The organism is Phreatobacter sp., assembly GCF_016793595.1.
Lineage (GTDB): Bacteria > Pseudomonadota > Alphaproteobacteria > Rhizobiales > Phreatobacteraceae > Phreatobacter.
In genome coordinates this window covers 87,280-101,908 of record NZ_JAEULY010000014.1, presented here as the reverse complement: position 1 = coordinate 101,908, position 14,629 = coordinate 87,280, and the positions used below count along the sequence as shown (strand labels likewise).

At 66.7% G+C, this 14,629-nt stretch carries 11 protein-coding genes; 6 read left to right on the top strand and 5 right to left on the bottom strand.

All coding sequences use genetic code 11. The features are described from left to right. Positions 1-76: 76 nt before the first annotated feature. Positions 77-1,276 (top strand): acyltransferase family protein, encoded by a 1,200-nt coding sequence (locus JNK84_RS14785; RefSeq protein ID WP_293425159.1) that lies wholly within the window; start codon positions 77-79, stop codon positions 1,274-1,276. Here the strand turns inward: JNK84_RS14785 and ccrA are convergent. Next, positions 1,251-2,531 carry a crotonyl-CoA carboxylase/reductase gene (ccrA, locus tag JNK84_RS14780; RefSeq protein ID WP_293425158.1) on the bottom strand — a complete coding sequence of 427 codons (1,281 nt, stop codon included), beginning with the start codon at positions 2,529-2,531 and terminating at the stop codon, positions 1,251-1,253. The two genes, JNK84_RS14785 and ccrA, sit on opposite strands and share 26 nt — an antisense overlap. 339 nt (positions 2,532-2,870) lie before the next feature. Between ccrA and JNK84_RS14775 the strand changes: the two genes are divergently transcribed. The 3 genes from JNK84_RS14775 to JNK84_RS14765 all read left to right on the top strand — a co-directional run bounded on the left by JNK84_RS14775 (position 2,871) and on the right by JNK84_RS14765 (position 5,489). Continuing rightward, positions 2,871-3,125 carry a GlsB/YeaQ/YmgE family stress response membrane protein gene (locus tag JNK84_RS14775; protein ID WP_293425157.1) on the top strand — a complete coding sequence of 85 codons (255 nt, stop codon included), beginning with the start codon at positions 2,871-2,873 and terminating at the stop codon, positions 3,123-3,125. A gap of 118 nt (positions 3,126-3,243) precedes the next feature. Next, the gene (locus tag JNK84_RS14770; protein WP_293425156.1) at positions 3,244-5,220 is read left to right on the top strand and encodes a protein meaA; all 1,977 of its coding nucleotides are present in this window, start codon (positions 3,244-3,246) and stop codon (positions 5,218-5,220) included. A gap of 23 nt (positions 5,221-5,243) precedes the next feature. Next, positions 5,244-5,489, top strand: coding sequence for a hypothetical protein (locus JNK84_RS14765; RefSeq protein ID WP_293425155.1), 246 nt, complete (start codon positions 5,244-5,246; stop codon positions 5,487-5,489). 56 nt (positions 5,490-5,545) lie between these two features. Here JNK84_RS14765 and JNK84_RS14760 read toward each other — a convergent pair whose 3' ends face one another. After that, positions 5,546-5,962 (bottom strand): hypothetical protein, encoded by a 417-nt coding sequence (locus JNK84_RS14760; protein ID WP_293425154.1) that lies wholly within the window; start codon positions 5,960-5,962, stop codon positions 5,546-5,548. Between the two features lie 177 nt (positions 5,963-6,139). On the opposite strand from JNK84_RS14760, the gene JNK84_RS14755 reads away from it, so the two are divergent. Further along, positions 6,140-7,759, top strand: coding sequence for an acyl-CoA synthetase (locus JNK84_RS14755; RefSeq protein WP_293425230.1), 1,620 nt, complete (start codon positions 6,140-6,142; stop codon positions 7,757-7,759). Here the strand turns inward: JNK84_RS14755 and JNK84_RS14750 are convergent, their stop codons facing one another. From JNK84_RS14750 to JNK84_RS14740, 3 genes are all read right to left on the bottom strand, one after another. Continuing rightward, a complete protein-coding gene (locus tag JNK84_RS14750) occupies positions 7,760-8,893 on the bottom strand; it encodes a GNAT family N-acetyltransferase (RefSeq protein ID WP_293425153.1) in 1,134 nt (377 codons plus the stop codon). It abuts the gene before it with no gap. Beyond that, positions 8,890-10,290: a lipopolysaccharide biosynthesis protein gene (locus tag JNK84_RS14745; protein ID WP_293425228.1), complete on the bottom strand. Its 1,401-nt coding sequence runs from the start codon at positions 10,288-10,290 to the stop codon at positions 8,890-8,892. The genes JNK84_RS14750 and JNK84_RS14745 overlap by 4 nt, the downstream gene beginning before the upstream one ends. Before the next feature lie 199 nt (positions 10,291-10,489). Beyond that, positions 10,490-11,428: a peptidylprolyl isomerase gene (locus JNK84_RS14740; protein ID WP_293425152.1), complete on the bottom strand. Its 939-nt coding sequence runs from the start codon at positions 11,426-11,428 to the stop codon at positions 10,490-10,492. Positions 11,429-11,823: 395 nt separating this feature from the next. On the opposite strand from JNK84_RS14740, the gene secA reads away from it, so the two are divergent. Then, positions 11,824-14,613: a preprotein translocase subunit SecA gene (secA, locus tag JNK84_RS14735; protein WP_293425151.1), complete on the top strand. Its 2,790-nt coding sequence runs from the start codon at positions 11,824-11,826 to the stop codon at positions 14,611-14,613. Positions 14,614-14,629 lie beyond the last annotated feature (16 nt).

Here is a 14,629-nt window from a genome sequence, read left to right as displayed (position 1 = left end):
CTTCTGGCCCCTGCACGCTGGACCGGTTCCATCCTGCCCGGCGACATGGGAGCGCAACGACCAGCCGGGATCGGACATGCCTCATACATTCGCCAACGGTGATCGCCGCCTCGACCTTGACTGGATCCGCGTCTGCGCCTTCGGCCTGCTCATCATCTATCATGTCGGCATGCTCTACGTGCCGTGGGACTTCCATGTGAAGAGCATCCACCAGAGCAATACGCTTCCGGGGATCATGGCCCTGGTCAATCCATGGCGCATGTCGATCCTGTTCCTGGTCTCGGGCGCCGCCACGCGCTTCATGCTCGACAAGACCTCGCCCGGTGCTTTGGCGGGCAGGCGTTCCTGGCGTCTGCTCGTTCCGCTTGCCTTCGGCGTGGCGGTGATCGTGCCGCCGCAGTCCTATGCCGAGGTGGTCGAGAAACTTGGCTTCAGCGGTAGCTATCCGGATTTCTGGTTCGGCCACTATCTCGCCTTCGACCAGAACTTCTGCCGCCTCCGGGACGGCCGGCAGTACTGCATCGTCCTGCCGACATGGAACCATCTCTGGTTCGTCGTCTATCTGTGGGTCTATACCGTCATTCTCGCGGGAGCCGCAGCGCTTACTCCCGGCACCCTCGCGGCGCTCGAACGCTTCGTCGAGAGACTGCCTGCTCCCGCCCTGCTGGTGGGGCCCGCTCTGCTGCTTGCGGCCCTGCACGCCTTCGTCTATCCGCGCTTCCCGCCAACCCAGGCCCTGTTCGACGATGTCTATGGTCACGCCATATACGTGCCGATCTTCCTGTTCGGCTTCCTCATCGCCCGCTCCGGCCGCTTTGCCGAGGCGGTCGAGAAGCTGCGCTGGCCGGCGCTCGCCATTGCCGTCACCGCCTATGTCGCAATGATCCTTCTGGGGTCCGCCCCCTGGGATGAAATGCCCGTCAGCCGGGCGCGGCCGCTCGCCTTCGGCCTCGACCAGTGGTGCGCCATCCTTGCCATTCTCGGCTTCGCCCGCCGCTTCCTGAAGGACCGCGACGGGCCGCTACTGCGCTACGCCGCCGGCGCGGTGTTCTGCTGGTACATCGTCCACCAGACGATCATCGTCATGGCGGCGCACTGGCTGAAGCCGCTGGCCCTGCCGGCCGCGACGGAGGCAATGATCATCATCGCCGCGACCATCGCCGGCTGCTGGGCGTCCTATGAGATAGCGCGGCGTATCCCGTTCCTGAGGCCGCTCCTCGGCATCGCGCCGAGCGCCGAACCGGCGGAGCTCACGCTCCGCCCGTCGCCTCGATGACGTCGTCGAGTGTGCGCAGGCCCGGTCGCGGCGAATTGACCAGCACGGCCATGTTGCCGGGCTGGTGCTTGTTGGCAAGCATCAGCGCATGCGCCGCCGGGATCTTGTCCCACGGGAACAGCTCGCTCATGCAGGGGTCGACGCGCCGGTCCAGCACGAACTGGTTGGCGGCGGCGGCCTGCTTGAGATGGGCGAAGTGCGAGCCCTGAATGCGCTTCTGCCGCATCCAGACGTAGCGGGCGTCGAAGGTGATGTTGAAGCCGGACGTTCCCGCGCAGAACACCACCATGCCGCCGCGCTTCACCACGAGACAGGAGACGGGGAAGGTCGCCTCGCCCGGATGCTCGAAGACGATGTCGACGTCCTTCTTGCCGGTAATGTCCCAGATCGCCTTGCCGAACTTACGGGCTTCCTTCGTCCAGGCCGTGTACTCGTCGGAGTTCACCTTGGGCATCTGGCCCCAGCAGTTGAAGTCCTTGCGGTTGATCACGCCCTTGGCGCCGAGCTGCATGACGTAGTCGCGCTTGGTCTCGTCGGAGATGACGCCGATGGCATTGGCGCCGGCTGCCGCGACGAGCTGCACGGCGAAGACACCGAGGCCGCCAGAGGCGCCCCAGACCAGCACATTGTCGCCGGGCTTCAGGGTGTGCGGGGGGTGGCCGAACAGCATGCGGTAGGCGGTGGCCAGCGTCAGCGTGTAGCAGGCGGCCTCCTCCCACGGCAGATGCTTCGGCTTCTGCATGAGCTGGCGCGACTGCACCCGGCAGAACTGCGCGAAGGAGCCATCAGGCGTCTCATAGCCCCAGATGCGCTGGGACGACGAGAACATCGGATCGCCGCCATTGCACTCCTCGTCGTCGCCGTCGTCCTGATTGCAATGGACGATGACCTCGTCGCCGACCTTCCAGCGCTTCACCTTCGAGCCGACGGCCCAGACGATGCCCGATGCATCGGAGCCGGCGATGTGGAAAGGCTGCTTGTGGCTGTCGAAAGGCGAGATCGGCTGGCCGAGGCCGGCCCAGATGCCGTTGTAGTTCACGCCACCGGCCATGACGTAGATCAGCACCTCCTCCTCGCCGAGCTCCCAGGTCGGCACGACCTCGACCTTGAACGACTGTTCCGGCGGACCGTGGCGCTCCCTGCGGATAGCCCAGGCATACATGTTGGCCGGCACATGGCCGAGCGGCGGGACCTCGCCAAGTTCGTAAAGGTCCTTGAGCGGCTTGGACGCGGGAGCGGGGGCAGCGGCTGCCATGGTGTCACCTCGAGTTCTGCGCCTTCTTGGCCGGGCGCGTGGGGAGGCGGATTATGTGCAGTGCAACATTCCAGCGCAAGCGCCTTCTCACCTCCATCGACATAATCAATCCGTCGGATGTCCTCATCCTTTCGGCATATTGCGCCGGATTGTAACAGCTCGCCGAACAGATCGCCGGTGGCAACCGCCGTCCAACCGCTTTTTCTTCGCAGCGCGGAATGAACCTTTCCGGCCTCCGCACGTTCCCGGATCGGGCTATCGGCCGAAGCGATGCCCGCCTAACGTGTCCTGGTGCCGAGGGGTCCCGCCCGTTTCGCGCATCGGAAGAGGAAGACAGACATGCCAATCGAAAGCCTGCTCATTCTCATCATTGTCGGCGCGGTCGCCGGCTGGCTCGCCGGAGTCATCGTCAAGGGCTTCGGCTTCGGGCTCGTCGGCAACATCGTCGTCGGCATCATCGGCGCGCTGATCGCCACCTGGCTTTTCCCGCGCCTCGGTGTATCGATCGGCGGCGGCATCGTCTCCGCGATCATTTCCGCGACGCTCGGCGCGGTGATCCTCCTCTTCCTGATCAGTCTCGTCAGGCGTGCCTGAGCCGCCGTCGCCCGCGCCACCCTCCCCCGGACGGCCGAGCGCGGGCGACTTTCGCTGCATTGCAATAAATCCGGACAACGCCCAGAATAGTCGCCAAGAACCCGCTCGGGAGGCGACATTGCGCACCAAAGACACGCGCGACAAACCCTGGCTGATCCGCACCTATGCGGGTCATTCCACGGCCGCGAAATCCAACGCGCTCTATCGCGCCAATCTCGCCAAGGGTCAGACCGGCCTGTCCGTCGCCTTCGACCTGCCGACCCAGACGGGTTACGACGCCGACCATCCTCTCGCGCGCGGCGAGGTCGGCAAGGTCGGCGTGCCCGTCGCCCATCTCGGCGACATGCGGACGCTGTTCGACGGCATCCCGCTCGGCGAGATGAACACGTCCATGACGATCAATGCCTGCGCCGCCTGGTTGCTGGCCCTCTACGCGGCAACGGCCGATGAAACCGGCGTGTCGCGCGCGAAGCTCACCGGCACGACGCAGAACGACATCCTCAAGGAATATCTCTCGCGCGGAACCTATGTGTTCCCGCCGGAGCCGTCGCTTAGGCTGACCAAGGACACCATCCTGTTCACGACGGCGGAGATGCCGAAGTGGAACCCGATGAACGTCTGCTCCTATCACCTGCAGGAGGCGGGCGCGACGCCGGTTCAGGAGCTCGCCTTTGCGCTCGCCAATGCCATCGCCATCCTCGACACGGTGAAGGCCTCCGGCGAAGTGCCGGAGGGCGGCTTCGGCGAGGTGGTCGGCCACATCTCCTTCTTCGTCAACGCCGGCATGCGGTTCGTGACGGAGATGTGCAAGATGCGCGCCTTCGTCGACCTATGGGAGGAACTGGTCGAGACGCGCTATGGCGTGACCGACCCGAAGCACAAGCTGTTCCGCTATGGCGTGCAGGTGAACTCGCTCGGCCTCACCGAGCAGCAGCCCGAGAACAACGTCTATCGCATCCTCATCGAGGCCCTGGCGGTGACGATCTCGAAGAAGGCGCGTTGCCGTGCCCTTCAGCTCCCCGCCTGGAACGAGGCACTCGGCCTGCCGCGCGCCTGGGACCAGCAATGGTCGCTGCGGCTCCAGCAGATTCTCGCTTACGAGACCGATCTCCTGGAGTTCGGCGATCTGTTCGACGGCAACCCCACCGTCACGGCCAAGGTTGAGGCGCTGAAGGCGGAAGCGACCGCCGAGATGAAGCTGATCGCGGAGATGGGCGGCGCGATCGCCGCCGTCCCCTACATGAAGTCCAAGCTGGTCGAGAGCAACACGAAGCGACTGGAGGCCATCGAGGCCGGCGATCAGGTCGTCGTCGGCGTCAACCGCTTCACCGAGACGGAACCCTCTCCGCTCACGACGGGCGAAGGTTCCATCATGGTGGTCGATCCTGCCGTCGAGGCCGACCAGATCGCCAATGTGAAAGCCTGGCGCGAACAGCGCGACGCCAAGGCCGCCGCGAACGCGTTGGCCGACCTGCGCTCGGCCGCGAGCGAGGGTCGCAACATCATGGAACCCTCCATCGCCGCGGCGAAAGCGGGGGTCACCACTGGCGAATGGGGGCAGGTCCTGCGCGAGGTCTTCGGTGAATATCGCGCGCCGACCGGCGTCGGCCGCGCCGCACGCGCGGATGCGGGCGACCTCGCGCCGATCCGCGACGAGGTCGAGAAAGTCTCCCGCGCGCTTGGCCGGCGCATCAAGTTCCTCGTCGGCAAGCCCGGCCTCGACGGACATTCCAACGGCGCCGAGCAGATCGCGGTCCGGGCAAGGGACTGCGGCATGGAGGTCGTCTACGAGGGCATCCGCCTGACCCCGGCGGAGATCGTCAATGCCGCGCTGGAGGAAGGCGTTCACGTCGTCGGCCTGTCGATCCTCTCCGGCAGCCACATCCCGCTCGTCACCGAGGTGATGGAGCGGATGCGGGCCGAGGGCCTTGATGACGTGCCGGTCATCGTCGGCGGCATCATCCCCCCCGAGGACGAGACGGTGCTGCGCAGGGCCGGCGTCGCGGCGGTCTATACGCCGAAGGACTTCCAGCTCAACGCCATCATGGCCGACATCGTCCGCATCGTCGGTGCCGGCGCGAAACAGGCGGCCTGAGGCAGCTTTTCCCCGGCGATGCCATGATCAGGAGCCTGCTTCGCGGTCTGGCCATCCGTGCCCTCGCCGCCATCGTCGGCATCGTCCTGATCATCGCGCTGGCCCTAGCCGAAAAGCTGAACGGCTTCACGGCGCTCGCGGCCTTCGTGATCTGGGCCACGCTCCATTTCGGGTTGCCCTGGCTGTGGACCAGCGATTCCGACACCGACATTCCCGAGGATCGGCGCCCCTACGAGGAGCGATACCGGGATCGGCCAGAGGGAGACTAGCAGCCGCGGTGCGCACGCCGGCGTGATGCCAGCGTGCGGCTGCAACGTGCTGCGACCTACCCTGCGGCCGCCGAGACCACGCGGCACATAGCCGGCCGGACGTGCCCCTCGGCCGCCACCTGCCCCTGCTGGATCGAGAAGACCGCATCCACGCGGCTGCCCCGACCGGCGGCACGAACCACGACGCGCAGCATCTGCTCGCGTCCTGATCCTGTCGTTTCCTGAAATGCCGTGATCGAGCCGAGGTCGCGCTCGACGCGCATGCCGACGAAGCCTTCCGCCTGAACGGCACGGGCGAGGCGATCGAGAGCCCGGGCCGGCGGAATGCTGGCGAAGCTCTGCGACGTGCGGAAGGTGATCGCCGTCACCAGCGGAACGCCCTCCTGACGGAAATTGTCCTCGCAGGGGCCGGCCAGTGCTCCTACGCCGCTCAGCGCCACCACAAGACTGCCAATGCACAATGATCTAGCCACCTGGTCCATCTCTCCCGTTGATTCGCGCACTGCGAACCTTGGGACACTTGCGGCCGCGTGTTTCAGCAGGGTTTCCTCGACCTCGCCGTGAAGCGGGATGACGCGCCCGCGCTTCTGTGCGAGCTTCCCGGCCCCTCATCGCCGCCCGATACCGACTGCCCCCGAGATCGACTGCTCATGCTGCCCGACCGACGCGACTTCGACGCGCTGACCCGCGATTTCCGCTGGCAGATCCCCGAGCGCTACAACATTGCATCGAGCACCTGCACCCGGTGGGCGCTGGCCGAACCGGACCGGATCGCCATCATATGGAAGAAGCCGGACGGCTCGGTCGAGCCGGTCACCTATGGCCGGCTGGAGGCTGATTCGAACCGTCTTGCCAATGTGCTGGTCGCCAGGGGCGTGAGGCGCGGCGACCGCGTGGCGCTCGTTCTCGGACAAGGCGCGCCGGCGGCCATCGCCCATATGGCGATCTACAAGATGGGCGCCATCGCGGTGCCTCTGGCGATCCTGTTCGGCACGGATGCCCTCGCCTACCGCCTCGCCAATTCCGGCGCGCGGGCGCTGATCACCAATACCGAGGGTCTCACCAAGGTCGAACAGATCCGCGACGGACTGGGCGAGCTCTCGGTCATCCTGTCGGTCGATGGCCCCGCCGCCCATGGCGTCGAGGGCCTCGATGAGAACCTCGCGAAAGCCTCGCCGTCCTTCGCGGCCGTCGATACCTCGCCCGACGACCCCGCCATGATGATCTACACGTCCGGCACGACCGGCCAGCCGAAGGGCGCGCTGCACGGCCATCGGGTCCTGCTCGGCCACCTGCCGGGCATCCAGATGCCGCACGAATTCATGCCGCAGCCCGGCGACCGCATGTGGACGCCGGCCGACTGGGCCTGGGCCGGTGGACTGCTGAATGCCCTGTTGCCAGCGCTGCATTTCGGCGTGCCTGTGGTGGCCCGCAAGTTCGAGAAATTCGACGCCGACGAGGCTTTCGCCCTGATGGCCGGGATGGACGTGCGCAACGCCTTCGTGCCGCCGACCGCACTGCGCATGCTGCGCTCGGTCGAGAATCCACGGACCAAATACGATCTGAAGCTGCGAACGCTCGCCTCGGCCGGCGAGACACTGGGGGCGGAGACCTATGTCTGGGGGCAGGACCAGCTCGGGCTGACCATCAACGAGGCCTATGGACAAACCGAATGCAATCTCGTCCTCGCTTCCTGCGCCGCCATCGGCGTCACGAGGCCGGGCGCGATCGGGCCGCCCGTGCCGGGCCACGAGGTCGGCATCATCCGGCCGGACGGCTCGCTTTGCGATGTCGGCGAACAGGGACAGATCGCTGTGAAGCGGCCTGACCCCGTCATGTTTCTCGAATATTGGCGCAACCCGGATGCGACGGTGGCCAAGTTCATCGGTGACTGGATGACCACCGGCGACCAGGGCATCCGCGACGACGAGGGCTATGTCCACTTTTTCGGCCGCGACGATGATGTGATCACCTCGGCCGGCTATCGCATCGGCCCCGGCGAGATTGAGGACACGCTGCTGAAGCACCCGGCCGTCTCGCTGGCCGCTGCGATTGGCAAGCCGGACGAGCTCAGGACCGAGATCGTCAAGGCGTTCGTCGTCTTGAAGACCGGTTTCGAGCCCTCGCCCTCGCTGGCGAACGACATCAGCGGCTTCGTCCGCACACGGATGTCCGCTCATTCCTATCCGCGCGAGGTCGAGTTCATCGACGAGATGCCGATGACGACCACGGGCAAGATCATTCGCCGCGCCTTGCGCGCCCGTTCCTGATCAGCGCTTCAGCAGGCGCTTGGCCGCCGCCTTGCCGTCGATCCATGTGCGCATCGCCACGCGGGCGACATGGAAGCGCCAGCCCGGCGCACCGGCCTGCACGGCGATCAACTGACGGGTCATCGTCACGCGGCCGGGCCAGATGCGTTCGATCATCGAATGGCCGGGAATGGCGCAGGAATCGGCGAGGCGGATGCCACCCCCGGCCATCAGTTCCTCGCCGATGGCATGGCTGAGCAGGAGGCCGGGCGAGTAGCGCGCGAGGTCCTCGGCATAGGCCGTCTTCCAGTACCAGGCGCGGTCGCCGGCCATCAGGGCAACCCCGACGGCAATGGGTCGTCCGTCCAGCCGCATGATATCGATACGCGCCATTCCTGCCGATACGAGCCCTGAAATGCCGGCGAGGCACAAACCCCGCGTCGCCGCCGAGCCGGCGAGCGCCGTGCCCTTGCGGCCTTTCCAGCCGGCCACTTCGAGATCGAGGAAGGCGTCCAGCGCGGCATCAGGCGGATGACCGATCGCGGTTGAAACGCGATCCAGCGCGCCGTGCTCGGCGAGCCGGCGGGCAAGCCGCCTGTGGTCCTTGGAGAGCTTGGGCGCGGCACCGTCGAGACAGGCGCGGTCGTGCCGGTCGAGCACCACGACGCGGCGGTCGGCACAGAACGCTTCCAGCGCTGTGGAGAACCGCCCCTCGTCGAGCATCGGCCAGTCGAGCGCCGCAACGCCCCGGTCGCGCAGTACCGGGAACAACGCAGCGAGAACGGCAGCCTCGCCGCCTTCCCGGACGAGAGGCAGCCCGTAGGGCGCATAATCGTGCGTCCAGATCGAGAAAACCGTGCCGCCGGGGCCGATACGGCCAGGCACGAAGCCGATCCACTGACCATCCCGCATGATCACGACGGCCCCGAGCCCGGGCGCGGGGTCGATGGCCCGCGCGGCCAGCGCGAAGGCCGGCGCGAGGAAGACGTTCGGCTGTGCCGCCTCGAACAGCGCCTGCCAGTCGTCCCGCGTCGAAGACCAGTCCTCCGCCGGGAGCCATTGTGCCGTCACGGCTCCCATGCCGCTCGGCCCCGGCTCAGGCTGGAGCGGCGGCGCGACGACGGCGCGGGTTGGCGACAGCGTTGCGGAAGTCATTCCGCCGCCACCGGCTTCGGAGACCGGCGAAGCGACATGGAGAGGCCGAGCCGCGTGGTGGTGATCCAGAACAGCAGGACTGATTCAAGCACCAGCGCCGCGGCGGTCGCCACCGCCGCTCCCATCATCCCGAACGGAGGAATGAGCAGGAAGCAGAGCACGACCGCCAGCCCGAAGGCCGCGCCATAGATGACCGCGCAGGCGGTCTGGTGGCCCGACATGACCAGCAGGCGCTCGACGGGACCGACGGCCGCACGGGCGAGCAGGCCGACCGACACGATGAACATGGCGGGATAGCCACGGACGAAATCCGGGCCGAACATCATCAGAAACGGCTTGCCGAGCACGAGGATCAGGATCGTAGCGGCCAGCGAGGGGAAGAAGGTCCAACGGATCGAGGCGGCGAGGAAATCCGCCAGCTTCTCCCGGTCGCCGGCGACATGATACTCGCTGAAGCGGTGGGCGGCGGCGGCGGCCACCGAGAAATAGATGAAGGCGACGAGGGCCAGCGTCTTCACCGCCGCCCAGTAGACCGCAACCTCCTGCGGACCCGCCAACGCCTTGAGCAGCACGATGTCGGTGTAGGTCAGCGCCAGATAGAAGGTCTCGACCACGAAGATCGGCAGGCTCGCCTTCAGCCAGACGCCCGGCTCGATGCGGCGCAGCCCTGTCGTCACCGTCTCGGCGAGGCGGCGATCGATCAGCACCATCTGCACCATGGCGGCGATCCATGTCGCGACGACCGCACAGGCCATGGCGGTGACCGCCGTCGCCGCAAAGCCCAGCGCGTGACCCGCCGCCATGCCGGCGAGCAGCAGGATCGGCCGGATCAGATAGGGCGGCCCGAGCGCGAGGTCGGTCCAGTTGTAGGAGCGGGCAATGCCATCCTGGATGTCGGTCAGCACGAACATCGGCAGGCACAGCGCGGCGAGCGCCAGCGGCATGACCATGGTCTGCGACAGGAAGGCGCCGAAACGCCAGAGCGCGAGAAGCCCAAGCCCCGCGACCACCGTCGCCAGGGCGAAACCGATCAGGCGCGAGCCGAAGATGAAGCCGCGCAGACCCTCGCCGTCGCCACGCTCGGCATAGTCCGGCACGAATCGCTGGGCGGCGGAGGCAAGCCCGGCATTGGAGAAATGGCCGATCAGCAGCACCCAGACCCAGACCGCGACATAGGTGCCGAATTCGGCCCCCCCCATCCAGCGCGCCATCAGAACCTGGCTGACATAGGCGATTGCCGCGCTCATCACGCGGATGACGAAGGCTGCGCCCGCCATGCGCTGGGCGACGGAATGGTCGGAGCGGTCCGCGAGGAAGGCGCGCAGGCGTCCGGCTATTGCAGACGGCGACAGCAGCGTCTTGGCGCCGCGCCCCATCTCCGCTTCTTCCGAACCCATCACCGACACGAGGCACAGCCTTCATGATCCGCCAGCCCGGACAGAGACCGCGCGTCGGCAAGACATAGCCCGCGAGCTTTAAGAAACGGTTGGTATCGGGCAGGCCGAGGCTGCGCCGAAGCGCAAAAAGGCGATGATTCGGCTCGGGTTCCCGCCTCGCGCCATCACAACGGCGCGAGGATCCGGTCGCGCCCGTGCGTCAGGGGCGCGGCGCCGCCGGAGCGGGCGTGCCCGGCGCACCGGGAATGGTCGGCATGGCCGGGCGCGGCGGCTGGACGAAGCGCTCGACCTGCGCCTCGGCGCGCAGGCGCTGGACGAGATCGGCCTGCACGCGGCGGGTCAGGAAGTCCTCGATCTGGCCGCGCACCTGCTCGAAGCTCGGGATGGGTCGCTGGCGGCGCTCCTCGACCTTGATGATGTGCCAGCCGAACTGCGTCTTGACCGGCGCTTCGGAAAGCTGCCCGGCCTGCATGCCGAAGGCTGCTTCGGCAAACTCCGGCACCATCTGCGCCTTGGAGAAGAAGCCGAGATCGCCGCCATTGGCCGCGCCGCCCGGATCCTTCGACTTTTCCTTGGCGATGGTGGCGAAATCGGCGCCGCCGCGCAGCTGCGCGATGATCGCCTTGGCCTCGTCCTCGCTCTCGACCAGGATATGACGGGCGCGCACCTCGTCCTCGGGCGTCACGCGGGCGCGCTGCTCGTCGTAGATCTTGCGCATCTCGGCTTCGTTGACGCGCGCGGCCGTCTCGCTGTTGAGCAGCGTCTCGACCAGCAGCTTGTTGCGGTAATAAGCGAGCTTGCGGGCGAAATCCGGGCCGCCCTGGATGTTGCGCTGCTCGGCCGCCTTGGCGGCGAGCGTCAGGTCGATGACGAAGGACAGGAGATATTCCCGCTTCTGCTCGGGATTCATCTGCGCGGTGGCCTGTCCGCCGATATCCTCTTCGGCCGCGTCGAGATCGGCCTGCCGGATCTCGATACCCTGCACGCGGGCGAGGATGCCATCCGCCGGCGTCGGCAGGGCCGGGGCAGCCGTCGCGGGGGCCGCCGGCGCGGGAGACGGGGCCGGCGTCTGGGCGGCGAGCGGGGCTGCGAGAACCAGCGAAAGAGCGGCCAGAGCCAGGGGCAGGCGGACGGTCATCGGGAAGCGGAGCCTCGTGTCACGGAATATGTGCCTTGGCGAGCACTTGTGGCGCTTTGAAGGTCCAATGCCGCCCGAACATGGCGCGGCGGCGGGAGGGGAAGGCATGGGCCTGGAGGGACAACGCCGGGACGGGACCGCCAGTTGCGGCAGCAATGCCCGTTTCCGGCCGAATTGACAACCCTATGCACCGTCCATATCTGTCGCGGGTTGTCGGAAATGCGTGGTTTTCGCGCCGTTCCGCGACCCCAATCCCGCCGGGACTTCAGGCCGGAGCGCACGGGGCGCTCCGCCACCCGCCTTGTGGGGTGCGGGACCGGGTTGAACCCGGAAGGCTCTCGTCGCGACTGAGCCTTTCGGCACTCTCCTGGCCGGCCCCTAGTGAAGGAACGCACATGTTCGGCGCGCTCGCCCGCAAGATTTTTGGCAACGGCAACGACCGTCGCGTCAAGGGCTATCGCCCGCGCGTCCAGGCGATCGCCGCGCTCGAACCCGAAATGGAGAAGCTCTCCGACGAGGCGCTGCGCGCCCGCACGGAAGAATTCAGGGCCCAGCTCGCCGCTGGGAAGACTGTGGACGACCTGCTCGTTCCCGCCTTCGCCACCGTGCGCGAGGCCGCCAAGCGCGTGCTCGGCCAGCGCCATTACGACGTGCAGATGATCGGCGGCATGGTGCTGCACGAGGGCGCCATCGCCGAGATGAAGACCGGCGAAGGCAAGACGCTGGTCGCGACCCTGGCCGTCTACCTCAACGCGCTGCCGGGCAAGGGCGTCCATGTCGTTACCGTCAACGACTATCTCGCCAAGCGCGACGCCGAGTGGATGGGCCGGGTCTACGGCTTCCTCGGCATGACCACCGGCACCATCGTCCACGGCATGGACGATCAGCAGCGCCACGACGCCTATGCCTGCGACATCACCTACGGCACCAACAACGAATACGGCTTCGACTACCTCCGCGACAACATGAAATACACCAAGGAGGAGATGGTCCAGCGCGGCCATCACTTCGCGATCGTCGACGAGGTGGACTCCATCCTGATTGACGAGGCACGCACGCCGCTGATCATTTCCGGCCCGCTCGAGGACCGCTCCGACTTCTACGCCACCATCGATCGGTTCATCCCCGTCCTTGCCAAGGAGGACTACGAGGTCGACGAGAAACAGCGCACCGCCGCTCTCACCGAAAGCGGCAACGAGAAGATCGAGAAGGCGCTGGTCGAGGCCGGTTACGTCAAGGGCGAGCTCTATGACATCGAGAACGTCTCGACCGTTCACCACGTCAACCAGGCACTGAAGGCCCACAAGCTGTTCCAGCGCGACAAGGACTACATCGTCCGCAACGGCGAGGTCGTCATCATCGACGAGTTCACCGGCCGCATGATGCCGGGCCGCCGCTATTCGGAGGGCCTGCATCAGGCGCTGGAGGCCAAGGAGCGTGTCCAGGTCCAGCCGGAGAACCAGACGCTCGCCTCGATCACCTTCCAGAACTACTTCCGCATGTACAAGAAGCTCGCCGGCATGACCGGCACAGCGCTGACGGAAGCCGACGAGTTCATGGACATCTACAAGCTGCAGGTGGTCGAGATCCCGACCAACCGCGGCATCGCCCGCACCGACGAGGACGACGAGGTCTACAAGTCGGTCGAGGACAAGTACAACGCCATCATCGCCGAGGTGGAGGCAGCCCGCGCCAAGGGCCAGCCGGTGCTGGTCGGCACCACCTCCATCGAGAAGTCCGAGACGCTCGCCGAGATGCTGAAGCGCGCCGGCTTCAAGCAGGTGGACCTCGAGGACCCGCAGGCCTTCGCCCCGCTCTATGACGGCGACCAGGGCACCGCGGCCGAAAAGGTCTTCGCGGTGCTGAACGCCCGTTATCACGAGCAGGAGGCGTTCATCGTCTCCCAGGCCGGCGTCCCGGGCGCCATCACCATCGCCACCAACATGGCCGGCCGCGGCACCGACATCCAGCTCGGCGGCAATGCCGATATGCGGGCTTCCGCCGAACTCGCCGGCATGGAAGACGGGCCGGAGAAGCAGGCAAGGGCCGAGGCGATCCGCCTTCAGGTGCAGCAGCTGAAGCAGCGCGCGCTCGACGCCGGCGGCCTCTACATCATGGGCACCGAGCGCCACGAGAGCCGGCGCATCGACAACCAGCTTCGCGGCCGTTCAGGCCGCCAGGGCGACCCCGGCCGCTCGAAGTTCTATCTGTCCCTGCAGGACGACCTGATGCGCATCTTCGGGTCGGACCGCATGGAGGGCATGCTGACCAAGCTCGGCCTCAAGGAGGGCGAGGCCATCGTCCATCCCTGGATCAACCGGGCGCTGGAGAAGGCCCAGCAGAAGGTCGAGGCGCGCAACTTCGACCTACGCAAGAACGTGCTGAAATACGACGACGTCGCCAACGACCAGCGCAAGGTCATCTTCGAGCAGCGCATCGAGCTGATGAGCCAGGAAGACCTCTCCGACATGATCGTCGACATGCGCCATGGCGTCGTCGAAAACCTCGTCGCGACCTACATCCCCTCCGAGGCCTATGCCGAGCAGTGGGACACCGGGAAGCTCAAGGAAGAGGTCTGGCGCGTCCTGAACCTCGAACTGCCGATCCCCGACTGGGCGAAGGAAGAGGGCATCGCCGACGAGGAAGTGACCGAGCGCATCACCAGGGCGGCGGACGAGATGATGGCGTCCAAGGCCGCGCGTTTCGGCCCAGACACCATGCGCCAGATCGAAAAGGCCGTGGTGATGCAGGTGCTCGACCACCTCTGGCGCGAGCACATCGTCCAGCTCGACCATCTGCGTCAGGTGGTCGGCTTGCGCGGCTATGCCCAGCGCGACCCGCTGAACGAGTTCAAATCGGAGGCCTTCCAGCTCTTCGAGAGCCTGATGGAGCGGCTGCGCGAGATGACCACCCAGCAGCTGGCGCTGGTGGAGTTGCAGGAGCCGCCGCCGATGCCGGAGCTGCCGCCGATGAGCGCGCACCACATCGACCCGACCACCGGCATCGACGAATTCGCGCAGCTCGGCCAGGCGACTGGCGGCAGCTTCTCGGCTGACGCGGTGAGCGTCGCCGAGGCCCAGCGCAACCCGAACGATCCCGGCACCTGGGGCAAGGTCGGCCGCAACGAGCTTTGCCCCTGCGGCTCCGGCAAGAAGTTCAAGCACTGCCACGGCCAGTATATCTGAGCCCGGCCTTGCCGGC